Origin of the sequence: Clostridium sp. KNHs214, assembly GCF_000744935.1 — a bacterium.
Taxonomy (GTDB): domain Bacteria; phylum Bacillota; class Clostridia; order Clostridiales; family Clostridiaceae; genus Haloimpatiens.
Window position 1 is genome coordinate 1,382,711 of the sequence record NZ_JQMW01000011.1, and the last position, 24,337, is coordinate 1,407,047.

Consider the following 24,337-nt stretch of genomic DNA (forward strand, 5'->3'; position numbering starts at 1 on the left):
AAAAGAATAAAGATACGTGCCTATTAAATAGAGAAAGGAAGATATTATGTATAAATTAAAGGTTAAACTAATAGATAAAGATGCAAAAATGCCGGAGTATGCTCATGAAGGAGATGCGGGATTAGATTTATTTTCAGTAGATGAAACAGAGATATTACCTGGTGAAACAAAGCTTGTACATACGGGCATAAGCATAGAATTACCAAAGAACACAGAAGCTCAAATAAGACCTAGAAGTGGTCTTGCACTTAAAAACAGTATAACAGTTCTAAATACTCCAGGTACCATAGATGAAGGTTATAGAGGAGAAATTGGAGTAATATTAATAAATCATGGAAAAAATTCTTTTAAGGTTGAAAAAGGTATAAAAATAGCTCAAATGATTATTAAACCTGTATTTTTGGTAGAGGTAGAGGAAACTTCGGAGCTAGCTTCATCTGAAAGAGGTAAGGGTGGATTTGGTTCTACAGGAGTATAGAAGGAAGGTGATTAAATGAAGGAAGAAATTCTTCATCTTTTAAAAAACTCAGGGCAGGAATTTCTCTCTGGAGAAGATATAAGCAGGAAATTTGGAGTAACTCGTGCAGCAGTTTGGAAGTACATAAACAGTTTAAAAGAAGAAGGATATAAAATAGAGTCTGTGTCTAGAAAAGGATATAGAATAATAGAGTCTCCAGATAGTCTCACGAGAGAGGAAATAGATGAATACTTACATACAAAATATATGGGAAGAAATATAGTACATTTTGAGACTATAGATTCTACAAATACAAAAGCTAAGGAGTTAGCAGTAGAGGGGCAGCCAGAGGGGACTGTTATCATATCCGAAGAGCAAACCCAAGGTAAAGGTAGACTAGGTAGAAATTGGATCTCACCTAAGAATAAGGGTATATGGATGTCCATAATTTTAAGACCAGATATAGATCCAATTAAAGTTTGTATGGTTACTCAAGTAGCAGCGGCAGCAGCAGTTAAGGCCATAGAGGAAATGGGAATAGAAGGTTATATAAAATGGCCTAATGACATAGTTGTAGAAGGTAAAAAGGTTTGTGGAATTTTGACAGAAATGAGCGGAGAACTGGACAAGATAAACTATGTAACATTAGGCATGGGTATAAATGTGAATCTAGAAGAAAAGGATTTCCCAAAGGAGCTTAGAGACATAGCTACTTCTTTAAAGATAGAAAAAAGTAAGAGTATTAATAGAAAAGCCCTAGTAGGGAAAATACTCAATAATTTTGAAAATCTTTATGAAAGCTTTGTAAAAGAGGGAGATATAGAGAAGTTTTTAGCTATATGTAGGGAAAAGTCTATATTATTAGGGAAAGAAATTCAGATTATAGGAAGAAATGAAGTGAGAAAAGCTAAAGCAATAACCATAGATGAAGAAGGTAGATTAGTTGTAAGTCATGAAGATGAAAAAGAAGAAAAAATTATTTCAGGGGAAGTATCTATTAGAGGAATATATGGGTATGTGGACTAAATTTAGTCTACAGCCCATATTTTTTTGTTTAAAATACGATAAATTATGGTAATATTAATGTGAAACGTAATTTAGAAATAATTAATAATTTGATTAACCCACAATAAGTATTACACTGCTTGAATTATGAAATTTCTCTGGAATGACTTGCATAAGAAGCGAAGGAACTATTTAAATTTATTGTTCCGAGCTCTTATGCAAGTCATGGAGGAGAAATTTCATAATTCCATTACATTCTACCTTATTGTGGGTTAATCATAATTTAACTTATTCATATATAAAAGTATAATTATTTTTTTATCTAGTTATAAAGATGGTAAGTACATATGAAATAAATATCTTGAAAGTTACGTACGAAGGTTAAGTTAATAATATTATAAATAAAGTGGTGATAGGGACATGAATGATGATATAAGTATATTGGTTGTGGAAGATGACGTGGATATAAATAATCTTTTGTGTAAAATACTTACTAAGGAAGGGTACAAGGTAACAGGCGCTTATTCAGGTTCAGAGGGAAGAATGTGTCTTGAAAGGTATGATTTTCAACTGGTATTGCTAGATTTGATGTTACCAGGTGTCAGTGGTGAGGAACTTATTTCGTACATAAGAAGAGTTAAGACGATGCCTATTATAGTTATATCTGCAAAGCTTCAGCAGGATACTAAAATAGAAGTATTAAAACTTGGTGCAGATGATTTTGTATCAAAACCTTTTGATATTAATGAAGTGGTGGCAAGAGTTGAAGCTCAGTTAAGACGGTACATGATATTTTCTAACAATATTGAAAAGAAAAATATAGTAGCTTATAAAGACTTAATTTTGGACAAAGAGAAAATAAAAGTTACGCTTAAGGGCAAGGCCATATCCCTTACTTCAAGGGAATTTTCCATACTAGAGCTTCTTATGACTTATCCTAATAAGGTATTTACAAAAGCCAATTTGTTCCAGCATGTTTGGAATGACGAATTTATAGGTGATGATAATACAGTTAATGTTCATATAAGCAACATTCGATCCAAAATATATAAAATTGATAAGAATACAGAATATATTCATACTGTATGGGGTATTGGTTTTAAGATGAGTGATAAAACTTAAGACTTTCTTAAGACTTTCTTTAAGCTATCTTGTAAATTATGTTTTAATATGTAGCTATAAAGAAAAGGAGGTTGAAATATTTATGGAAACAGTTATTAAAACTAATAAACTTACAAAAAGATACCACAAATATATTGCTGTAAATAGTGTAAATATAGATGTAAAACAGGGAGATATTTATGGCCTTATTGGTAAGAATGGAGCGGGTAAAACCACTTTGCTTAAAATGATAAGTGGAACGGCAATAAAATCTGATGGGCATATGGAATTATTTGGTGAAACTTCTGAAAATGGATTAAATAAAGCTAGAACGAGGACTGGATGCATAATAGAAACACCAAGTTTCTTTCCATATTTATCAGCAAAGAAAAACTTAGAGTATTACAGAATTCAAAGGGGAATTGCAGAAAAAGAATGTGTAGATGAAGCTCTTAAAATTGTAGGACTTCATGATGTAGGAAATAAGAAATTTAAGAAATTTTCCCTTGGTATGAAACAGAGGCTAGGTTTAGCTCTTAGTATAATGGCGAGCCCAGATTTGCTTATTCTAGATGAACCTATAAATGGACTTGACCCTATGGGTATTGTAGAATTTAGAGAAATTTTATTAAAACTTAACAGGGAAAAAAATACTACCATAATAATATCTAGCCACATATTGGAAGAACTTTCTCAGCTTGCTACGGTTTATGGTTTCATACATAATGGACAGCTTATAGAGCAAATAGGAGCAGAGGAATTAAAAGAAAAATGCAGGCAATGTGTATCAATTAGAGTTAAAAATAAAGAAATGGCTACTGTTGTAATTGAAAATAATTTAAAATGCAATGATTACGAGGTTTTAAATGAAAATGAAATAAGGCTGTACAAATATATAAATGAACCTGAAATAGTAGTACAGGCTCTTGTAAAGAATGGAGTAATGGTATCCTCTTGTAGTGTAGTTGGTGATAAATTAGAGAACTATTTTATAAATTTAATTGGAGGTGGATATCATGCTTAATTATATAAAAGCAGAGCTTTATAGAAATTTTAATAGATTGTATTTTTGGGTGTATACAGGAGGAGTGGCTATTATAGCACTGGCATTAAATATAATTATGGGAGTAAAGGAGGGCTATAATTTTATTAATTTTACTGAATTATTGAGTATAGTTCCTCATTTATTTAGTTTACCAGTGTTTTTAGCAGTAGGGATTATTGACATAGTCATATCAGAAGAAAATAAAAATAATACTTTGAAAAATATTGTATGTTTTGGTGTTTCAAGAAATAAAGTGGTTTTATCAAAAATTATAGTATCAATAATACTTTGTTTTTTATCATGGAGTATTATATTGATTACATTTTTAGGAAGTGGACTAGCTTTATTTGGAGTTGGAGCAAATTTTTCCATAAGTCTTTTAGGAGAGGTTATAAAAAAATTATTTATAGCCATGCCTCTTTGGATTGGGGTCATAACAATAGGAAACTTTATGGGGTTAACATGTAAAAGTAGCAATATGCTAGGCTTTTCATATGCCATGATATTTTTATTTTTAAAAAGGATAATTTCTATACTTTCACAAGTAGTTTGGGATAAATTTAAATATGTCTATGATTTTCTTATTACAATTCAATTAAATAACTTTGCTAAACCTAGCCTTACTAGTGAAGATATACGTTGGGCAATTTTAGTAGGTATAGGTTATACATTAGTTTTTACCGCTTTAAGTTTAGTATATTTAAAAAATAAAGAAATTAGTTAAAAAGGATGGGTGACAAAACATGCAGTGGATTATTACAATTTTTCTTATGGTACTGGTGATAATTTTTGCCACCCTTTATACTTTATTTTGTAAAGAGATTAAAAATATAAATGAACAACTGCACATGATAAATAATTCTAATACTAATTCAAAGATAAAATTATCTTGGTGCAATAAGCATTTAAAGAGTTTGGTTTTGCAAATAAATAAAAATTTAGAGGAAAAACAAAAGGTTAAAGTAGAATATAAAAGAATGGATTTAGAGCTTAGGCAGGCAATAGCAAATATCTCTCATGATTTACGGACTCCCCTTACATCCATAATGGGATATATGCAGCTTATGGAGGATGAACATATATCTGATTGTGAAAGGAAACAATATATAGATGTGATAAAAAATAGAACAAAATCTTTACAGACTTTGATATCAGAATTCTATGATTTATCAAGGCTTCAATCTGATGAGTATGTACTTGAGCTTAAGGCACTGAACTTATGTAACATAATGTGTGATACCATGGCAGCTTTCTATTATGACTTTGTAAATAAAGGTATAGAGCCTAAGGTTCAAGTAGATGAAAAGGCAAAATTAATTATTGCTGATGAAAACGCAGTAAGAAGAATAATTTCTAATTTAATTCAGAATGCATTGAAATATGCAAAGGAGTTTGTACACATATCGTTAAAGCAAGAGAAAGAAGTTATAGTTACAACTATTACTAATGATGCTTTATACTTAAGCGAAGAAGATGCAAGTCATTTATTTGAAAGATTTTTTACTGAAGATCGAACTAGAAGCGGAAAAAGTACAGGCCTTGGACTTGCCATAACAAAGTCATTGGTTGAGAAAATGGGTAATAGTATTTCTTCAGAGCTTAAAGAAAATAAATTTAGTATAACAATAAAGTGGAAAAACATAAATTAATTACTAATATGAAGTTAATCTTGTAATCTGTAACCAATTTTAAATATAGTTCTAATGTTATCTTTTAAATTTAACTTATCTCTAAGTCTTTGAATATGGATATCTACGGTTCTTGTTTCGCCACCATAGTCAAATCCTCATACTTTTTCTAGGAGCTGATCTCTGGTAAGGGCAATATTTTACACCTATTTTTCACTGGGAATCAAATATTCCTCTAAAGTAATGTCTGATTCCATAATTTCCTTAGAGGCAGGTAAACCCACGTACCTTATGTGCCAAGGTTCAAAATAATATCCAGTAATGTTTTCCTTTCCTTCAGGATATCGAATTACGAAACCATATTTATAACAATTTTCTTTAAGCCAGGCATAAGCTTTTGTTTTAGTGAAGCCTTCATCTAATGAGGAATATTCAGTTGAGAGTACATCCATAGCTAAACCAGATTGATGCTCGCTGGCTCCAGGTTTAGCGACATATTTATCACGGTCTTTATTGGTTGAACAACGGGTATTTTTTTTATCTTTATAAAGTCTATCTTGATACTCATAAGTTCTGTAGCCCGATACGGCGAGTAATTTTATATTATCCCTTGAAGCAGAAAGAAATAACTCCTCTAGAGATATTGCAGCTTCTGCATCTAATTTTTTTACATTAGGATCTGCATAAGATATAAATTTTACCTTTGGGGTTACAAGATTTTCGGGAATATATGATTTACTTAATTTATTATTGTCATTTACTAAAAGAATATTTATTTTTTTATTTATTTGATTACTGCTAACATCTTTTGTGTTATTGGTATGATGAACCGTTGCATAAAACTTATAAAAAGTTATAAATATATAAATTTTATTTGCGTTATTTGTTACCAAATAACATTTCCTGTTCATAGAGTTCTATTTTGAATAATTAATTATTCTACTCTAGTTTGTGTAACTCTCCTAGGACTTGAATTCCCCCACAACGCAGGGTACACATTAGCATTATCTTTTAGGTGATATTATGCTAATTCTCACCTTCCTTTATAGTATTAGTATTCCCTATATTATTAGGTTTATACGCCAATAATATAAAGTGGTAAGTTTTTTAATTGGCAATGTATTAAAATTAGTCATTGCATTATATATTTATAACTTCTTACAAGTTTTACGCATATTCACCTAATATCGCTAATACTAAGCAGTTCTCAAAGTCTTGTAAAACTCATGAACTTCTCATACTTTCATATAAGCGTAGACTATATCATCACCTTAATTAAATTAAAAATTATCAACTGTCAATTTTCAATTCTTAATTCTCAATTAATCTAAGGTGTCCTCCACTTCCACTACCAATAGCTTGTAGTGTACTCCCATCACAGGATAGTCGTTGAAGTTTCCCCTTTTCGAGGCTTACCTGCTGATTGCCCATTATCGCAACCTAACGGTTTTTAACCATAAGATTGGTGCACTTAGGATTTAACCTTATGCCATCTAACTAATTTTTTCTGCTTTCGCAACTATCACGCTTAGGCCTTTTTCATCCTTGCGTTGTAGTTTAGTTAGCTTTAGGGGTTTCCAGCAATTCAAAGGATTTTGGATGTATATAATACATCACTCCATGCTCTTTACGAACATGGGAGGCTGTCAACAATTTTCTAAGTTAAAAGTTATAAAACTCCTCAGTGAATTATAACTTTTTATAACTTATTTGTAACTGTTAGTTACCTCTATTTTATCGTTAGTTTTTTCTATATTTAAATTATTTTTTTTATACTTTAATGTCATAAACAAATTTATTGAACATATTATGGTTAAAGCTAAAATCAAAGAATATAATAATTTTTTCATAGTTTTCTCCCCTTATCATATTATCAATTTGTAAATTCTAATTTTTAATCCACAAAAAGATTAGTAGTATGTAATCAAGTAAATAAGTACCTGATTTCAAATACGTATACGTATATGTAAAGTATATCCTTTTATGCGTTAATTTATAAGTAGGCTAATTTTTATAATAGTTTTAAATACTAAACACATACTTTAAACCTATTATACTAAAAAACTACAGTTTAAATCCACAGGAGCTTTTATTAAGTGGTAGTTATAATTTTTACATTAATTAATTGATGACATAATAATTATTGTCTATAATTTATTTAAAGTATATCTATGATTAACCCGCAATAAGGTACAATACAGTGGAATTATGAAATTTCTCCTCCATGACTTGCATAAGAGCTCGGAACAATAAATTTAAATAGTTTCTTTACTTCTCATGAAAGTCATTTCGGAGAAATTTCATAATTCAGGTAATATAATGATTTTTGTGAGATAATCATACCTATATATTAATAAAATGAAGAATAGAGGGAGAGTTAAATGGAGTGGAATATAAAAAGATTTAACCAATTAAGTATAGAAGAAATATATGAGATATTACAAATAAGAAATGAAGTTTTTGTTGTAGAACAAAAATGTGCTTATCAGGATTGTGATGGTAAAGATAAACATTCATATCATTTGTTCTATAGCCATAAGGGTAAAATTGTATCTTATTTAAGGATTTTAGAGAAAGGAATATCCTATAAGGAAATTTCTATAGGAAGGGTTTTAACTAAAAAAGAGTACCGGAATAAAGGTTTAATAAGGAAAGGCATGCTAAAAGCAATAAATTTTATAGAAGAAAATTTAGGAGAGAATTCAATTAGAATTTCAGCTCAGGAATACCTAAAGGAATTTTATAAAAGTTTAGGTTTTAAAGAAGTTTCTGAGGTTTATTTAGAGGATAATATTCCACATGTAGAGATGTTATACAGTTCTAATTAATATAGAAAAACGTGTTCAATGTATTATTTTGACATAAGTTCAGATATATGCTAATATACTAGTGGATAAAAATTCTTAGGTTGGCATATATTGAATTTATTGGAGGCGTTTTTTTTGTATGAGTCAGGAAAAAGTAAAAGGTTAAAAGAAATAGATGTTTTAAGGGTTATTGCATTTATTTTTGTAGTAGAACAACATTCTATGGGCGGGTATTCCAATATAAAAGGGATTAGTTATTCTTATTTTAAAATATTTAAATTTGTCTACACTATGGCTAAACCTGCAGCGGCAGCTTTTTTTTGCATTAGTGCAATAACACTTTTAAAATCCTATTCTGAAAAATTTGATTGTAAAATATATTATACAAAGAGAATTAAAAAAATAATTTTACCATATATGATCTGGTCTATAATATTTATATTTAGGTATGGAAAGTACGAAGGTTTTACTAACTTATTTGGACAAATATTATCAGGTAATGCATACTATCACTTATGGTATATGGGAATGATAATGCGAATATATTTATATTTGCCTATTATTTTATTTATTGCAAATAACATACATAATAAAAAAATGGGATTAAGGGTACTAACTTTTTTAACATTAATTATAGGATATTACTATATTTCTAAATATCAAAATGTAATTTCTAATAAATGTATACAAACTATATTTACAAATCCTACAAAGGTTCAGCGTAAATTTATAAATGTATCTCCTTTATTTTGGTATTTATACTTTGTAATTGGTATATATATAGGATTGAATTATGAAAGCTTTAAGAAAAATATTTCAAAAATTAAAATTCCAGTTACCCTTATATATATAAGTTTACTTATATATGCTTATTTAAACGAGATTAAAATAATTAAATATAATAGGTGCCTAGGTTTGCTTTATTTTGTTTTCTCAATTTTGTTTTGGTATGTAATATCACTATATTTATCAAATAAAGTTAGGATTTATAGTTTATTTAATTTTATTGGTAGGTACTCATTTGCTGGTTATATAATTCATGTGCCTGTAATACAACGTATTGCTTCAATTTTAATGGGAACTTTTCATTTAACGAATTGGTTAGTTATAGGACTATTGACTTGGGTTAGTACATCATTAGTAGCACCTTTATTAGTTAAGCTTATTAGTTATATTCCTTATTCTGAACTTATAACTGGTATAAAAAGTGTAAGCAAGAAAAATAAAAATGTAGATGTGTCTATATAAGATACATCTACATTTTTATTTTCAGTGTATAGGATTCCATAAATGAAGATTCAACCCCAATATTAAATTTTACATTCTAAATCTAAAATTAAAAACTATACTTGTATTTACTTTATTTATTTGAATGTGCCTAATGTAGAGCTTGAAATTTATGTGCTAAAGTTGAATCGCCTACATTAAGTTTTTCTATGAAGGAGACTATGCATAGTGAACATAGAAATAGTATAGGAAAATTGTATCGTTGCTGTCCCTCAAAAACAAAAGCTATTAGTATAAAGAATGCGATATTAAAAAATGGTATAGAAGTTACATAATCAATTTTAGTTCCTTTTTTAAATAAACCAACTAATATTTTTTTTATATTATATATAACGAAAATAAAACCAAAGAAATTTAGTATATGAACATATCCGTTAAAAATAGTATTGATAAATTTAGTTTTTAAAAAAGTTGAGTATTTTGTCGTTTGGTTACTAGCCATTGTCCATTGATATATGTCTCCTGCACCGTGAAAAAAGGTATTGCGTAATCTAAGAAGGCCTAATTGACAAAATCTAAGGGGATGATTCCATATCCATTTCTTTGCTTCTTTTTTAAATAAATTGTCTAATGATGGATTTAACATAATTTGATCTATTTCATTTTTAGATTTATCTCCATAGCTAAAATTATGTGTATAGAAATCTTTTTTTAAATCATTAGATACGTTTATATTTTCTACAGACATCCATGCGCCGTTTTTGTTGTTACTATTATTATTAATAAATAATACATAGCCACCATTGTGAGACACGGGAATTATCAAATTGAATTTTTTGTAGTTTCTATAAGTCCAAGGAGCCACGACTATAAGCATGAATATAGTGGTAATAAAAAACAACTTAAAAGTTTCTTTTTTATTTTTGTTTTTTAGCCAATAAATCAATGAAATCATTATGGTGTACACTAAAAAGAAAGGTTTAGTTAAGGCAGCAAATCCAATAAAAATTCCCATAGTTATGTATCGGATGATAACATTAAAGTTACATAATTGTAAGTAGATTATTACTGATAGTAAAAATGTTATTAGTATTTCTGAACCCAAAACATTATTATAGGCAATATAGTTTGGAATAAAAGTTATTATTGTATATGCTATATGTACTGAAAGTATATTTTTACACAATTTAAGTAGTATAAGTAAAATAATTATTAGAGTTATAGAAGATAATAAAAGGTTTAATATTTTGCCTAAGAATATATTATTAGACCCCATCAGTTTATAAAAATAACCTAAGGTATATGGATAGCCCATTGGCTGAAAAGCAGTAGGTTTTCCTAAATAGGAGTGACCATTACCTATAAAAATATTTGTAGCTATAATTTGATATTTTTTAAAATCAGAAACAGGATTACAAGGTACATTTAATATAAAAGTAATACGAGCTAATATGCCCATAATAGTTATAGAAAAAAGATATACTTTATCTAATTTATTAAGTTGAAACTTTTTATGTCTAGCAAATAGTGTTTTCATAGTTATCTCCCTAAAATTTATATTTAATAGCTATAACATTACCGTTAATAAAAAAGGGACACGTATCCCTTAAATAATATTTAATCGTTACAATTATAACATCACTAACTATTTTGCACAATTGAACCATTTGGTATAATATGATAAAAATATTGAGTGAAATATGACAGAGCAAATTAGTTATAAAGCCAAGAGTTTAGAAGAAAAATATATTTAAAATTTAAATTTTATAGTTGTTTAGGTCATAGGTAGCTTGATAACGATTTCTAAAAAGCATAAACTATAGATTGTTAAATATAGAATAGTATATATAAAATATTAGGGGGGAAAGCTATGAGTAAAATTGCATTTCTAGGGGGATTACTAATAGATGGTACTGGAAAAGAACCTATAGAAAACTCATTAGTAATTGTTGAGGACAAAAAAATTCAATATGCTGGGGTTATGAAGCACATTGATGAAGAATTAGAAAAGGTTGATATTACAGGAAAAACTATAATGCCTGGATTAATTGACACTCACCTTCATTTTAGTGGAAATAGAACTGATGATGATACAGAATGGGTGCTTGAGCCTGTTATACAAAAGACAATTGTGGCAGTGGCACAAGCTCGTGAAGCCCTTGAACATGGATTAACATCTGTAGGTGAAATTTCTCGTTCAGGAATACATATTCGTAACATGATTGAAGAGGGGATTATTGAAGGACCTCGTGTGGTTACATCCGGACTTGGTTTTTGCAGAACAGCAGGTCATGGGGACTCGCACAAATTACCATTAGAATATAACAATGATTCTCATCCATGGGCTGAGCGTGTAGATGGACCTTGGGATCTTAGAAAAGCAGTGCGAAGAAGAATTCGTGAAAATCCGGATGCCATTAAGATATGGTCTACTGGTGGAGGTATTTGGAGACATGATGCAAAGGCTGATTCACATTATTGTATGGAAGAAATTCAAGCAGTAGTTGATGAGTGTAATATGGTAGGATTACCTGTATGGTCTCATGCTGAAGGGTATGAGGGAGCACTTAATTCCTGCAGGGCGGGGGTTGCGGCAATAATACATGGACAAGAATTAAATGATGAGTGCCTCGAAATAATGAAGGAAAAGGATATAACCTTCTGTCCAACGCTACAGTTCTTTTATGAATGGTTTACCGTGTATGAGCCACCATACAGACCAGTTCATGATAATTATCCAGGTAAAACCACTGCTGAAAAAGAGCTAAATCGTATAATAGACAATTTACAGAAAGCAAATAAGAAAGGGATTAGAATTACTGTTGGTTCTGACTCTTTCTGTAGTAGCTTGACTCCTTATGGTAAATATGCTATCACAGAGATGTATACACTTAATAAATCGGGACTAACAGAGATGGAGACAATTATGGCAGCTACTAAAAATGGAGCTGAAATGCTTAGAATAAATGATATTACAGGGACTTTAGAAAAGGATAAATTTGCTGACCTTTTAGTAATTAATGGCAATCCACTAAAGGACATTCATGATGTAGCTACTGATAAAATGGAAGTTATAATGAAGGAAGGTAAATTTGTTAAGAGAAAGGAATGAAAATGTGAGTAAAAAAATAAGGTTTGGTGTTATAGGTACAAACAAAATTACAGAATGGTTTTTAAATGGAGCATTAAAATTAGAAGACTTTTGTTTCACATCAGTTTATTCAAGAAATGAAGAAAAGGGAAGAAATTTTGCTGAGAAATATGGAGTAACCAATGTGTTTACAAATTTAGAAGACATGGCTAAGAGCAATTTAATAGACGCTGTTTATATTGCATCACCTAATGCTCTCCATAAAGAACAAAGTGTATTGTTTCTAAAAAATAAAAAGCATGTATTGTGCGAAAAAGCTTTTGCATCTAACAGTATGGAAGTTGAAGAAATGATAGAAACTGCTAGAGAAAATAATGTACTTTTAATGGAAGCTATGAAAACAACTCATTTACCTAACTTTAAAGTGATTAAGGAAAATCTACATAGAATAGGTAAAGTAAGAAGATACTTTGGAAACTACTGTCAGTACTCATCCAGGTATGATAAGTATAAAGAGGGAATAGTATTAAATGCATTTAAACCTGAATTATCTAATGGAGCATTGATGGATATAGGAGTCTATTGTATTCATCCAATGGTAAATTTGTTTGGAAAGCCAAATGAAATAAAAGCTAATGCTTTAATGTTAGAATCCGGAGTAGATGGAGAAGGCAGCGTATTATTTAAATATGATCATATGGATGCTGTAATTATGTATTCAAAAATTGCTAATTCGTATGTGCCATCAGAAATCCAAGGAGAAAATGGTAGTATAATAATTGAGACAGTGAATAACTTCCAAAAGGTGGAAATGCTATTTAAAAATGGAGCAGAAGAGGACTTGACGCAGCTTCAAATAAAAGAAGATATGTATTATGAGGCACAGCATTTTATAAATTTAATAAATGAAAATAAAACTGAGTCATATATTAATTCTTATAATAATTCTAAATGGGTTATGGAGATAATGGATTCTGTGAGACAGAAAATTGGTTTGGTTTTCCCAGCAGATAAAAATAAGAAATAGTTATTTGTTAAAGCACATCTATTTTTAACAGGAATGGATGTGCTTTTATTTTAATTAAATTACTTGTTCATTTTTGTTAAAAATATTAAGTAATATAGAAATTTTTCCGAAAATACTGTACAATTCTTATATGGTAGTGAATTTCAGATTAAAAAAATGAAAGATATTAACTTATTGTAAAGCTAATATTTAAGAAAGAATATACATGACCTAAGGCAATGAAGTTCTTGGCTTTAGGTAGAATTTCATTTCAGTTAAAACTTAGAAAGTATTGTTCATAGGATTATATGTAACTACATACTGTTTTGTTACAAAGGGAGTGTTACATTAGATAGCTATGAATAAATTTCAATTTTTATAAGGGGGTAAATTTCATGGAAAGATATGAACCTGTAAGTAAAAAATGTAATGTTATGTTACATGGAGCGGACTACAATCCAGAACAATGGATGCATGTTCCAGGCATTTGGAATGAAGACATGAGACTTATGAAGCTTGCAAATTGCAATGTAGTGTCAATAGGAATGTTTTCTTGGAGTTCACTGGAACCGGAAGAAGGAAAATTTGAATTTTCATGGCTGGATGAAATTATGGACAAATTACATAGCAATGGAATTTATGTAATACTTTCCACTCCAAGCGGGGCTAGACCAGCCTGGATGTCGCAAAAGTACCCTGAAGTATTAAGGGTTAAAGAAGATAGAATTAGAAATCTTCATGGAGAGCGTCACAATCATTGTTATACATCTCCAATTTATAGAGAGAAAGTTCGCATAATCAATACAAAGTTAGCGGAAAGATATAAAGATCATCCCGCATTGATTTTGTGGCATGTATCCAATGAATATGAGGGAGAATGTCATTGTGAATTATGCCAACAGGAGTTTAGACAATGGCTTAAAGAAAAATATAATGGTGATTTAGATAAGCTAAATAAAGCATGGTGGACGGGATTTTGGAGTCACACATATACTGATTGGTCTCAAGTAGAATCGCCGTCACTACAGGGAGAAACTAATTTGCATGGATTGAATTTAGATTGGAGAAGATTCGTCACATATAAAACATTAGATTTCTTTAAGGAGGAAACTATCCCATTAAGAGAAATTACACCAGATATACCTATAACAACAAATTTTCATGAGTATGTAGATATAGCAAATAGTATAAACTATTGGGAATTTGCTCCTTACTTAGATGTGATTTCTTGGGACAACTACCCTTATTGGCATGGTCAGCGTCCAGAACCTTTAGAAGCAGCCAGAAGAGCGTTTATACATGATATAAATAGATCCTTAAAGGGTGGTAAGCCATTTATGATGATGGAGAGCTCTCCTAGTGCAACTAATTGGCAGCCAGTGGCTAAGTTAAGAAGACCTGGTATGCATGTTTTAGGCTCAATTCAGGCTATAGCACACGGATCAGATACGGTTCAATATTTCCAGTGGAGAAAAAGCAGAGGTTCCTCCGAAAAATTTCATGGAGCAGTAGTTGATCACTGTGGACATGAAAATACTAGGGTGTTTAAGGAAGTTTCAAAGGTTGGAGAAATATTATCTAAACTTAATTCTGTTGTTGGAACCTCAGTAAAGGCAGAGGTAGCTGTAATATACGATTGGGAAAATTGTTGGACAATGGAAGATGCACAGGGGCCAAGAAAAGAAAAAAAAGATTATTTTGAAACCTGCGTAAATCATTATAAGGCCTTTTGGAACATGGGAGTACCTGTAGATGTAGTAAGCATGGATGTGGATTTTTCAAAGTATAAGTTAGTTGTAGCACCTATGCTGTACATGGTTAGAAAAGGTGTTGGTGAAAGAATAGAGGAGTTTGTGAAAAATGGTGGTACCTTTGTAACTACATACTGGAGTGGCATAGTAGACGAAAATGATTTATGCTTCCTTGGAGGCTTCCCAGGACCACTTAGAAAGGTTACTGGAATTTGGTCTGAAGAAATAGATGCATTATATGATGATGAAGTGAATTATGTTGAGTTTGAAAATAATAATGAATTTGGTATGTCAGGAAAATATCAAGCTAGTATATTCTGCGATTTAATTCACGCAGAAACGGCTAAAGTGCTTGCCACATATAAAAATGATTTTTATGCGGGAATGCCAGCTGTTACAGAAAACCTTTTCCATAATGGAAAGGCTTACTATATAGCTTTTAGAAGTAATGAGGATTTTCTTTTAAATTTCTATGAAAAAATAGCTAAAGATTGTAATTTAAAAAGAGCAATAGATGCTCAATTGCCATATGGAGTTACTGCGCAAATGCGTACAGATGGAGAAAAAGATTTTATATTTATTTCTAATTTTACGCAGGATAAAAAGCAAGTGAATTTAAGGGAAAGGATATTTAAAGATATGGAAACTGGCAAGAAGGTGGGAAAAACTTTAGAACTAAGTAGCTATGGAATAAAAATATTACAAAACATTAGATAATTGAAAGTCATGTCTTAAGAAATATAAATAGTAAAATGAAAATGAATACTAAATATTAATACACTAATACATTTAAGTGATTATTTAACCAAGAAGAACCTTCTTCAGCGTAAGCAGGTGTAAGGAGAGTTCACTTTTAGTAATTATGAAGTATGGATGTGTTTAAAGTGAGTGATAAAGAGATTAAAAAACGAGTATATTCAATGATACTACCTATAATAATAGAAAATATTCTGGAAATGACTGCAGGGATTGTTTCGGCAGGGATGATAGGGAGGATAGATGTTACAGCCATATCAACTCAAGGAGTATGTTCAAGGCTTATAGGGATTTTATGGTGTATATTTAAAGGCGTATCTATTGGAGCAACAGTTTTAGTAGCTAGAGCATATGGAGGCAATAATAAAAATAAGATAAAAAGTGTATCAGAACAAACATTATTGCTCTCTCTTATATTAGGCATTGTTTTTCAGTTAATACTATTGTGGCAAGGAGAAGTCTTTTTAAGTATATTTAATCCTAGTTCCCGAATAATGAAAATGGCCGTACCATATTTAAGATTAATTTCTTTTGGACTTCCATTTCAAGCTATTATGATTGCAGTAACAGGCATACTTCAGGGGGTGGGAGATGGAAAAACTCCAATGATTATATCTTTATTTATGAACGGAATAAATATACTAGTTGGATATCCGTTGATATTTGGAAGTTTTGGATTTAACCCTATGGGACTAAAAGGTGCTGCTATTGCCATTGTAATAGCCCAAATTGTTGCAGCATTAATGGGTTTGTATGTACTATTTAAAAAAGAGGGTTTACTGGAGAGGTCAGAAAGAACAAAAATATTTAAATTAGACTTTAGTGAAACTTCATCAATACTTAATATTGGAATACCATCAGCTTTTGAATCACTATTTTGGCAGTTTTCAGCTATAATACTTACAAGAGTGATGCTATCTTTTGGTGAAGAACCTTTTTCTGCATATCAGCTAGGTCTTCAAGCAGAAACTATTTCAGAAATGCCAGCCTTGGGTTTTGGAGTTGCAGCTACGACTTTTGTTGGACAATCCCTAGGAGCTATGGATAAAGAACTTGGAAAAAGGTATATAAGAGTAATTAAAAAAGGTGGTTTGTTAGTAATGGCTTTTGGAAGCATTCTTCTTATTTGCTTTCCTAACCAAATTATGAGATTACTCACAGATGATCCTAAAGTTATAGAACTTGGAGCTATATACATTAGGCTAATGGGATTAATTCAAGTACCTCAAAATTTAGCAAGAGTTTATAATGGAGCATTAAAGGGAGCAGGGTTTACTAAAATACCTATGATAGTAGCAGGACTAGGTCTTTGGGGAGTTAGAATACCACTCACCCTTATACTAACTTATATATTTCATATGGATATAGTATACATTTGGTTTATCATATGTGTAGATCAGGTATTTAGATTTATTATCAGTATATTTTGGTATAAAAGGAAGAAAATTTTTAGTGCTTAAGACGACACCGCTAATTTTTCATAAATAATTATAGTGAATACAATATAATTGAATAATTACCAATTAAATGGATAGAATTCATTGTATAGAGAAAATGTTTTAAAAACAAGAAAGGAGAATACGATGAATAAAGTCACATTAATTGGAAGATTAACTAAAGATTCAGAGTTGATAGACTTAAATGAAAGTGATAGGAAGGGCATTGGATTTACCTTAGCTGTAGATAGGAGACACAAAAATGTAAATGGAGAAAGGGAAGCAGATTTTATTCCAGTTATTTATTTTACAAAGCATTATGATAGTTTAGTAAAATATTTACTAAAAGGACGATTGATTGCTGTGAGTGGTAGAATTTCTGTATACTCAAAAGATCAGCAGGATGGAACTAGAAGATATTATACCAGTGTTGTAGCAGATGAAATTAAATTTCTTGAAAGCAAGAAAGAATCAGCAGTATAAGAATATTGTGAAGCAAGTGCCGTAAGAAAAATCACACTTTAAGTCTGTGAAACAATTGTAATTTGGGACTAATCACAATACGCTAAGAACTTCTACATGTTTGCAGATTTCAATCCCCTAAAACCTTAACTCGCTCCTTGCGTCCCTCAAACAAGAAGGTTTCTTAACGGGAATTGAAATCTGCAAACATAAGAATTTTTAAAGCTAGTTCCATAGTCCCCAATTCCAATTGTTTCACTCCCTTAAAGTGTGATTTTTCGGTTAACACATAAGCTATCTATGGGGGAATACAGCTAACTAAAGGATTATTTTCCTCCACTACGTTATGGAAAATCTTTTATTGGCGGCAGCCAGCCTAAATACATAGGCATGATTAAGATTTATATAAATCAATGCCTCACGGCAAAATATATTAGACCTTATTTAGTGCTTTATAAAGTTTTTTTTGCGTGAGCCTGTTGATTTATAATGAATGATCAGCATATAGGTTAAGAAACATAAATATGTATTATAACAACAAATTCTAACATCTAGAACCTAGTACTAAAAAACATTTGGCGACTAGGGACTAAATGAAAGGCTTCGCCTAAAGAAATATTATGAGCGTTTTCTTATTTATAGATTAAAGATTTTCAGTAGCGCAGGGGAGGAAAATCATCCTTTAGTCGGTCTCCTCCCCCAGAAGCAATGTACGCATGAACTGAAAAATCTGTCTTTAAGGTAACAATAAATATATTTTCTTAGACTATTGAGCTAGCCTTAGAAATTCTTTGTTTTGAAATTTTAATACCCGTTAAGAAGCTTTCATGTTTGAGCGCCGTCAGAAGCGAGTTTGAAAGCTTTAGGGTATTGAAATTTGAAAACATTAGAATTTCTTGGCGTACTGTGAACAGTCTAAAAAATATATTTATTGTGAACTTAAAGACAGATTTTTCTTATGGCACTTGCTTTGTAATATATTTTTGTTGCGTGGCAACTGTTTTTAAAGCAGTGTATAGTTTTTCCCAGTCTTTAGAGTATATAGCCTTAAACTCTTCATTTCTATTATATGTCAGTGAAGAAGGGTGATACATTGGGAAAATATATCTTTCTATCTCTTCATTAAAATAAAGTTCCCCATGGCAGATGCCTATGCTGCTAAAATTTGTAAGTCTCTTAAGTGGTACATTACCAAGGGTTACTATTAGTTTTGGATTGGCCAATTTGATTTCTTCATCTAATAGGTGTCTAAACAAATTTATCTCAGAAGTTTTTGGAGGACGATTGCTTATAGTTTCTCTTCCGTTTTTTGAAAGTTTCTTTTTTATAGGTCTAAAAAAGCAGGTGTTTGTTATGCGTATATCTTGTCTATTAATGCCTATGGAATTTAGATAGCTTTCAAAAGTTTTACCAGCAATGCCTACAAAGGGCTTCCCTGTTTCCACTTCTGTTTTACCAGGAGCTTCACCTACAAATAAAATATCACAAGGCACAGGACCATCACCAGTTATCCATCCACCTATATGTTCTTCTTTATAATTCTCAGATATAGTCTTAATTGCATCTTTTATCTCTTCAAGAGTCATACTAAAGGGGCACCTCTTTTCTTTCAATACTATTTTATTGTATTTACAGTAACTTCACTAAGATTATTTTTACAAATTAAGGTACATGAAAAGAAATAACAAGTCAAAGCTGCTAGTATATTTTGTGTCAGACAAGGGGTTCCGTCGCTAGTAGACTATTGGCGGGTACTGATGACGCAGTATTACGCCAAATAGACTAACTAGCATACTGACTTATTGTTCATTTGAATGTGCCTAATGTGTATTTAAAAATATTAAAGAAGGTTTGAAAAAATTCTAGCTATAGCTTCTATAGACTTTTTGTAAAAGGGAGTGTTTTCAAAAGAGCTATAATCAGCTAAAGTACTTTCTTTTAAATCATTTATAAAAGTCGTTTCTAATTCTTCTGTAGAAGATTTATCGTATATAACAGCATTTATCTCATAGTTTAACTCAAAGCTGCGAATATCCATATTAGCAGTACCTACCGTAGAAATTTCTCCATCTACGGTCATAAATTTAGAGTGCATAAAGGCATCATTTTTATAAAGATAGATTTTAATACCGTATTTAGCTAGCTCTGAAAGATAAGTTCTGGAGGCATAATAAACTGTAAAGTGGTCATAACGACCAGGAAACAAAATCTTTATCTTAATGCCACTTAAAGCAGCTATTTTTAAGGCATTCATTACACTATAATTTGGCACAAAGTATGGTGTGGCTATGTAAATATGATCTTCTGCTAGAGAAATCATTTTAATAATTACCTGCATGATAGATGCATTTTCAGAGTCAGGGCCACTTTTGACTAACTGCATTACTTTTCCTTTAGAATTATTGGGAGTAGGAAAATAAGATTCAAAATCATTATGCCAAGGAAATGTATTTTGACTTTTTTTAACCATAAAAAAATCATCTAAAAATGAAGCTTGAAGCCCAAGCACAGAGTCACCTTGAATCATTATATGAGTATCTCGCCAGTAGCCTAATTTGCTTTTTCCTAAGTATTCATCCCCAATATTTATGCCACCTAAAAATCCTATTTTACCATCTATGACAACTATTTTACGATGATTTCTATAGTTTAATTGAGTGTTTATCTTTTTAAATAAAGGTGCCAGAAAGTAAGTATAAAAAACTACATCTACTCCTGCAGATTTTAAATCATTTATAAAATCTTTTTTTATTGTAGGAGAACCAACTCTATCTATGATAAAACGAACTTCCACTCCTTCTTTAGCTTTTTTTATTAATATGTTTTTTATTTCATTTCCTATTGTGTCATTTTTAACTATATAATATTCAAGATGTATATGATGTTTTGCATTTTGCAGACAAGTTTTTAATATTTTAAATTTCTCTTCACCATTAGTAAGTATGGATATATCATTATCTATAAAAACAGGACAATTATTATTATTCATTATCAAATGTATAAGAGAAGGATATTTAACATCTTTTATATTATACAATGCTTCAGATACAAGTTTATGAGTACGTTGGGTAGTTTCAGTATTTAGTTTATGCTTCTTCCAATTTCTTCCCGCAAATATGTATAAAAATAAGCCTATAGGAGGTAATATTATTAATATTAATAGCCAAGCTATGGTTTTTTCAGGTCTTCTTCGTTCTAGAATTATTACTATTATAGATATTAATGCATTAATTATAAAAAACCAAGAAAGTATTTTTATAAAGCTAGTATTCATGGGACAACCTCCTTTAAATATAACTGTGTAAAAATATAATATCAATTATTTTTACACATTACAAAGGAATTACTACAAATTTATAGAAATATTGTATAATATGTAAATTAGTATTTCAAATTTGGAGTTTATGGAGGGAATTATGAGGTTAGAATTTATAAAAAATCTAAGTGGAAAAGAAGTTTTAGCCAGAAGTATATTTTCTAGTGATGGAAGTGTACTTTTAAAGAAGGGGATTAGATTAACTTTAAATTATATAAGGCAGTTAGAGGCTAATGGAATATACCTTGTATACATAAAAGATGACAGATTTCCCGATATAGATACTAAAGAAAACAAAGAAATTGATAAATTAAAATCTTCTAGCTTAAATGAAATGCCTTTGTTATTTCAAAATATATTATCAGGTAGTAAAACTCAAATACAGGAGAGTCTCAGAAATATTGAAAACATTATCAATTACATTTCTGAAGAAAAGAATGTAAATACTAATTTATATGAAGTAAAATTATATGATGATTATACATATATACATTCTCTAAACACAGGAATTATGGCTACATACTTAGGAGTTAAATTGGGATGGAATAAGGAGGAAGTTAAAAAACTCGGCATATGTGGTATTCTTCACGACATTGGAAAAACAAAAATTCCTAATAGTATAATAAATAAAAAGGGAGTTCTAACTAAAAATGAATTAAATATAATAAAAAAGCATCCTATATTTGGAGGAGAGATATTAAGGAGTAAAGGTATTTTTTCTGAGGATATCATTTTAGGTGTTTTGCAGCATCATGAAAAAGTCTCAGGTACAGGGTATCCTTTTGGATTAAAGGGAGATGAAATTTGTGATTATGCAAAGATAATAAGTATTTGCGATGTTTTTACTGCAGTAAGTTCTAATAGAAGCTATAGAAATAGATTTTCTCCTAATGAGGCTTATGAATTAATACTTAGTAATTCAGGTATAATGTTTGAAACAAAGTATGTAGAAAAGTTTAGACAATGCTTTGCTATATACCCTTTAGGATGTAAATTAGTACTGTCTAATGGTTTAGAGGGGTATGTAGTAGGTCAAAATGAAAATTTCCCAGATAGACCAATAATAAGAGTTACATGTGGGGAATCTAAAAAGAATAATGTTTATACATATGATATGAATCTTTTGGATAATCCAAGCATTACAATAGTCGATGTTTGCCATGAATAAGTACAATTGTTAACTGTTTATTCCATGGTAAATGCATATAAATTTTAAAATGATGTTGAATTTCGACATCATTTTATATTATAATTGGTATATACAACATAACAACATGTGAATATGATAATATTTATTTATAGCGGGAGGTAATATTTTGAGAAAAATTTGTAAGGATAGTCCACTTCCACTGTATTATCAAATAAAGCAATTATTGCTTGACATGATAGAAGATGGAGAATTAATTCCGGGAGAATTAATACCTCCTGAAAGAGAAATTTGTCAACTTCAAGAAGTAAGTAGAATGACTGTAAATAAAGCAATAATGTCTTTAGTAAATGAGGGAGTTTTATATAGAGAGCAGGGGAAAGGAACTTTTGTTGCCTGTCCTAAGGAGAAACAACAATTGCAACTAAAGGGTTTTACAGAGCAAATGGAGGAAAAAGGACTTAAGTCTAGTTCGAAGATAATATCCTTCAATGTAAAGAAAGCTACAAATCAAATAAAATGTGTTTTGAAACTTCCGAAAGATCAAGAAGAAGTAATAGAAATAAATAGATTAAGAATTATTGAACAGGACCCTTATGCTTTGGAAAAAGTTTTTATACCTTGTTATATGTGTCCAGGTTTAACAAAGGAGAGTTTAGAGGGGAAGTCGCTCTATGAAATATTAAGAGAAAAATATAATTTTAATTTAAAGTTTGCAAAACAAACAATAGAACCGATAATGCTAAATGAGTTTGAAAGTAAATTATTAAATCAGGAGGATAATTCTCTTGCATTAGTTTTTAAAAGAACAACTTATTTAGAAAATGATATGCCTATAGAACATACTAGAGAAATATATAGAAGTGATAAATATAAATATGAGATAGTACTTACTTAAAATGGGAGATGGTAGTGTGAAAATAATAAAGAATGGCCAAATAATAATTAAGGATAAAGTCTTAAAAAATAAAGTATTGGTTTTTAAAAGGAAGATTTTAGATATAATAGATGAAGAAAATTTACAACAGTATATAAATAAAAATAATATAAAAAAAGATGAGATTATGGATGCTCAAGGCAATTATATTTCTCCAGGATTTATAGACATACATGTTCATGGTTGTGGGGGTAGTGATACCATGGACGGAACTTTAGAAGATATAGAAACCATAAGTGAAAATGTGTGCAAAAATGGAGTGACAGCGTTCTTACCTACTACCATGACTATGGCTAAGGAAAAAATCTACAAAGCACTAAATGCAATAAGAGAAAGTATGAGTAACATAGGTAAGGGGTCTAGAGTTCTGGGTGCACACATGGAGGGGCCTTTTATAAATCCAAAATACAAGGGTGCACAAAATGAAAGATACATAGAAAAGCCTGATTATAATTTTATTAAAGACTATTTAGACACAATAAAAATAATAACTTTGTCACCGGAAATGGATGAGAAATATGAGTTTATAAAAAGAGTTAAAAGAGATACTGACATAGTATTGTCTATAGGACATACAGATGCTACTTATGAACAGGCCATTGAAGCTATGGAGTTAGGAATTAGTCATGGAACACATACATTTAATGCTATGACACCACTACATCATAGAAAACCAGGAGTTGTAGGAGCAATAATGAACAGTGATGTTACTTGTGAATTGATAGCAGATAAAATACACATACATCCAGGTGCTTTTAATGTTCTTATAAATATAAAGGGTTTTAACAAAGTGGTATTAATTACAGACTGTATGAGAGCAGGAAATTTAAATGATGGTATATATGATCTGGGAGGACAGAAGGTAATAGTAAAGGAGAATTCTGCGAGGTTGGAAGATGGTACGTTAGCCGGGAGTATTTTGAATTTAAACAATGGAATAAAGAATATATTTAAAAATACAAATTTAAAAATACAAGAAGTAGTAGCAATGGCTAGTATAAACCCAGCTAGAGTTATAGGCGTAGATGACAGAAAGGGAAGTATAGAAATAGGAAAGGATGCAGATGTGACTATTTTTGATGAAGAATTTAATATTAGGACTACTATAGTTGAAGGTATAGTGGTTTTTAAGGCATAGTTTATAAATTACAAGTTAAAGTACAAG

General features: G+C 30.3%; 21 protein-coding genes and 1 pseudogene. 16 read left to right on the forward strand and 6 right to left on the reverse strand.

Features of this window, described 5'->3' with window-relative positions; genetic code table 11:
- Window positions 1-46: 46 nt before the first annotated feature.
- The 6 genes from dut to CC89_RS15085 all read left to right on the forward strand — a co-directional run bounded on the left by dut (window position 47) and on the right by CC89_RS15085 (window position 5,257).
- A complete protein-coding gene (gene dut, locus CC89_RS15060) occupies window positions 47-478 on the forward strand; it encodes a dUTP diphosphatase (protein WP_035293387.1) in 432 nt (143 codons plus the stop codon).
- A 15-nt stretch (window positions 479-493) separates the two neighbouring features.
- Window positions 494-1,483 (forward strand): biotin--[acetyl-CoA-carboxylase] ligase, encoded by a 990-nt coding sequence (locus tag CC89_RS15065; RefSeq protein ID WP_035293388.1) that lies wholly within the window; start codon window positions 494-496, stop codon window positions 1,481-1,483.
- A gap of 399 nt (window positions 1,484-1,882) precedes the next feature.
- Window positions 1,883-2,584, forward strand: coding sequence for a response regulator transcription factor (locus CC89_RS15070; protein ID WP_035293389.1), 702 nt, complete (start codon window positions 1,883-1,885; stop codon window positions 2,582-2,584).
- An 82-nt stretch (window positions 2,585-2,666) separates the two neighbouring features.
- Window positions 2,667-3,587 carry an ATP-binding cassette domain-containing protein gene (locus tag CC89_RS15075; protein WP_035293686.1) on the forward strand — a complete coding sequence of 307 codons (921 nt, stop codon included), beginning with the start codon at window positions 2,667-2,669 and terminating at the stop codon, window positions 3,585-3,587.
- Window positions 3,580-4,332 (forward strand): ABC transporter permease, encoded by a 753-nt coding sequence (locus tag CC89_RS15080; RefSeq protein ID WP_035293390.1) that lies wholly within the window; start codon window positions 3,580-3,582, stop codon window positions 4,330-4,332. The genes CC89_RS15075 and CC89_RS15080 overlap by 8 nt, the downstream gene beginning before the upstream one ends.
- A 19-nt stretch (window positions 4,333-4,351) precedes the next feature.
- Window positions 4,352-5,257, forward strand: coding sequence for a sensor histidine kinase (locus CC89_RS15085; protein ID WP_035293391.1), 906 nt, complete (start codon window positions 4,352-4,354; stop codon window positions 5,255-5,257).
- Between the two features lie 14 nt (window positions 5,258-5,271).
- Here CC89_RS15085 and CC89_RS20060 read toward each other — a convergent pair.
- The 3 genes and pseudogenes from CC89_RS20060 to CC89_RS20640 form a co-directional block, all read right to left on the reverse strand.
- Window positions 5,272-5,436, reverse strand: a pseudogene (locus tag CC89_RS20060) (winged helix-turn-helix domain-containing protein); the annotation flags it as partial.
- A 6-nt stretch (window positions 5,437-5,442) separates the two neighbouring features.
- Window positions 5,443-6,147 carry a M15 family metallopeptidase gene (locus CC89_RS15090; protein WP_081897068.1) on the reverse strand — a complete coding sequence of 235 codons (705 nt, stop codon included), beginning with the start codon at window positions 6,145-6,147 and terminating at the stop codon, window positions 5,443-5,445.
- Window positions 6,148-6,942: 795 nt separating this feature from the next.
- On the reverse strand, window positions 6,943-7,086 hold the full coding sequence (locus CC89_RS20640) for a hypothetical protein (protein WP_185750769.1): 144 nt from the start codon (window positions 7,084-7,086) through the stop codon (window positions 6,943-6,945).
- A 531-nt stretch (window positions 7,087-7,617) separates the two neighbouring features.
- Here CC89_RS20640 and CC89_RS15095 point away from each other — a divergent pair.
- Both CC89_RS15095 and CC89_RS15100 read left to right on the forward strand, forming a co-directional pair.
- Entirely contained in the window at window positions 7,618-8,064 is a 447-nt protein-coding gene (locus CC89_RS15095; RefSeq protein WP_035293392.1) for a GNAT family N-acetyltransferase, read from the forward strand.
- 114 nt (window positions 8,065-8,178) lie between these two features.
- Window positions 8,179-9,291: an acyltransferase gene (locus CC89_RS15100; RefSeq protein ID WP_035293393.1), complete on the forward strand. Its 1,113-nt coding sequence runs from the start codon at window positions 8,179-8,181 to the stop codon at window positions 9,289-9,291.
- A gap of 130 nt (window positions 9,292-9,421) precedes the next feature.
- On the opposite strand, the gene CC89_RS15105 is transcribed toward CC89_RS15100, so the two are convergent.
- Complete coding sequence (locus CC89_RS15105; protein ID WP_051931826.1) at window positions 9,422-10,807, reverse strand: glycosyltransferase family protein; 1,386 nt, start codon at window positions 10,805-10,807, stop codon at window positions 9,422-9,424.
- A 333-nt stretch (window positions 10,808-11,140) separates the two neighbouring features.
- Here CC89_RS15105 and CC89_RS15110 point away from each other — a divergent pair, with 333 nt between their 5' ends.
- From CC89_RS15110 to CC89_RS15130, 5 genes are all read left to right on the forward strand, one after another.
- Window positions 11,141-12,382, forward strand: a complete 1,242-nt coding sequence (locus tag CC89_RS15110; RefSeq protein ID WP_035293394.1) for a metal-dependent hydrolase family protein — start codon at window positions 11,141-11,143, stop codon at window positions 12,380-12,382.
- A gap of 4 nt (window positions 12,383-12,386) precedes the next feature.
- Entirely contained in the window at window positions 12,387-13,388 is a 1,002-nt protein-coding gene (locus CC89_RS15115; protein WP_035293691.1) for a Gfo/Idh/MocA family protein, read from the forward strand.
- 374 nt (window positions 13,389-13,762) lie between these two features.
- A complete protein-coding gene (locus tag CC89_RS15120) occupies window positions 13,763-15,835 on the forward strand; it encodes a beta-galactosidase (RefSeq protein ID WP_035293395.1) in 2,073 nt (690 codons plus the stop codon).
- A gap of 167 nt (window positions 15,836-16,002) precedes the next feature.
- A complete protein-coding gene (locus CC89_RS15125; protein WP_185750770.1) occupies window positions 16,003-17,334 on the forward strand; it encodes an MATE family efflux transporter in 1,332 nt (443 codons plus the stop codon).
- A 123-nt stretch (window positions 17,335-17,457) separates the two neighbouring features.
- Window positions 17,458-17,793 (forward strand): single-stranded DNA-binding protein, encoded by a 336-nt coding sequence (locus CC89_RS15130; RefSeq protein WP_035293397.1) that lies wholly within the window; start codon window positions 17,458-17,460, stop codon window positions 17,791-17,793.
- 935 nt (window positions 17,794-18,728) lie between these two features.
- On the opposite strand, the gene CC89_RS15135 is transcribed toward CC89_RS15130, so the two are convergent.
- Together CC89_RS15135 and cls are read right to left on the reverse strand one after the other, a co-directional pair.
- Window positions 18,729-19,358 carry a uracil-DNA glycosylase gene (locus CC89_RS15135; RefSeq protein ID WP_051931828.1) on the reverse strand — a complete coding sequence of 210 codons (630 nt, stop codon included), beginning with the start codon at window positions 19,356-19,358 and terminating at the stop codon, window positions 18,729-18,731.
- 254 nt (window positions 19,359-19,612) lie between these two features.
- Window positions 19,613-21,046: a cardiolipin synthase gene (cls, locus tag CC89_RS15140; protein WP_035293398.1), complete on the reverse strand. Its 1,434-nt coding sequence runs from the start codon at window positions 21,044-21,046 to the stop codon at window positions 19,613-19,615.
- 142 nt (window positions 21,047-21,188) lie between these two features.
- Here cls and CC89_RS15145 point away from each other — a divergent pair, with 142 nt between their 5' ends.
- The 3 genes from CC89_RS15145 to nagA all read left to right on the forward strand — a co-directional run bounded on the left by CC89_RS15145 (window position 21,189) and on the right by nagA (window position 24,310).
- Window positions 21,189-22,256 carry an HD-GYP domain-containing protein gene (locus CC89_RS15145; RefSeq protein WP_035293399.1) on the forward strand — a complete coding sequence of 356 codons (1,068 nt, stop codon included), beginning with the start codon at window positions 21,189-21,191 and terminating at the stop codon, window positions 22,254-22,256.
- Window positions 22,257-22,401: 145 nt separating this feature from the next.
- Window positions 22,402-23,133: a GntR family transcriptional regulator gene (locus CC89_RS15150; protein WP_185750782.1), complete on the forward strand. Its 732-nt coding sequence runs from the start codon at window positions 22,402-22,404 to the stop codon at window positions 23,131-23,133.
- 16 nt (window positions 23,134-23,149) lie between these two features.
- Window positions 23,150-24,310 carry an N-acetylglucosamine-6-phosphate deacetylase gene (nagA, locus tag CC89_RS15155; protein ID WP_035293401.1) on the forward strand — a complete coding sequence of 387 codons (1,161 nt, stop codon included), beginning with the start codon at window positions 23,150-23,152 and terminating at the stop codon, window positions 24,308-24,310.
- Window positions 24,311-24,337: the final 27 nt, after the last annotated feature.

Bases quoted from the DNA above. Each gene is read 5' to 3' on its own strand.
- CC89_RS15130 (WP_035293397.1), top strand. From the start codon at position 17,458: ATGAATAAAGTCACATTAATTGGAAGATTAACTAAAGATTCAGAGTTG.
- CC89_RS15075 (WP_035293686.1), top strand. From the start codon at position 2,667: ATGGAAACAGTTATTAAAACTAATAAACTTACAAAAAGATACCACAAA.
- CC89_RS15080 (WP_035293390.1), top strand. From the start codon at position 3,580: ATGCTTAATTATATAAAAGCAGAGCTTTATAGAAATTTTAATAGATTG.
- CC89_RS15135 (WP_051931828.1), bottom strand. From the start codon at position 19,358: ATGACTCTTGAAGAGATAAAAGATGCAATTAAGACTATATCTGAGAAT.
- CC89_RS15105 (WP_051931826.1), bottom strand. From the start codon at position 10,807: ATGAAAACACTATTTGCTAGACATAAAAAGTTTCAACTTAATAAATTA.
- CC89_RS15145 (WP_035293399.1), top strand. From the start codon at position 21,189: ATGAGGTTAGAATTTATAAAAAATCTAAGTGGAAAAGAAGTTTTAGCC.
- CC89_RS15095 (WP_035293392.1), top strand. From the start codon at position 7,618: ATGGAGTGGAATATAAAAAGATTTAACCAATTAAGTATAGAAGAAATA.
- CC89_RS15070 (WP_035293389.1), top strand. From the start codon at position 1,883: ATGAATGATGATATAAGTATATTGGTTGTGGAAGATGACGTGGATATA.
- cls (WP_035293398.1), bottom strand. From the start codon at position 21,046: ATGAATACTAGCTTTATAAAAATACTTTCTTGGTTTTTTATAATTAAT.
- CC89_RS15065 (WP_035293388.1), top strand. From the start codon at position 494: ATGAAGGAAGAAATTCTTCATCTTTTAAAAAACTCAGGGCAGGAATTT.
- CC89_RS20640 (WP_185750769.1), bottom strand. From the start codon at position 7,086: ATGAAAAAATTATTATATTCTTTGATTTTAGCTTTAACCATAATATGT.
- CC89_RS15090 (WP_081897068.1), bottom strand. From the start codon at position 6,147: ATGAACAGGAAATGTTATTTGGTAACAAATAACGCAAATAAAATTTAT.
- CC89_RS15085 (WP_035293391.1), top strand. From the start codon at position 4,352: ATGCAGTGGATTATTACAATTTTTCTTATGGTACTGGTGATAATTTTT.
- dut (WP_035293387.1), top strand. From the start codon at position 47: ATGTATAAATTAAAGGTTAAACTAATAGATAAAGATGCAAAAATGCCG.
- CC89_RS15120 (WP_035293395.1), top strand. From the start codon at position 13,763: ATGGAAAGATATGAACCTGTAAGTAAAAAATGTAATGTTATGTTACAT.
- CC89_RS15110 (WP_035293394.1), top strand. From the start codon at position 11,141: ATGAGTAAAATTGCATTTCTAGGGGGATTACTAATAGATGGTACTGGA.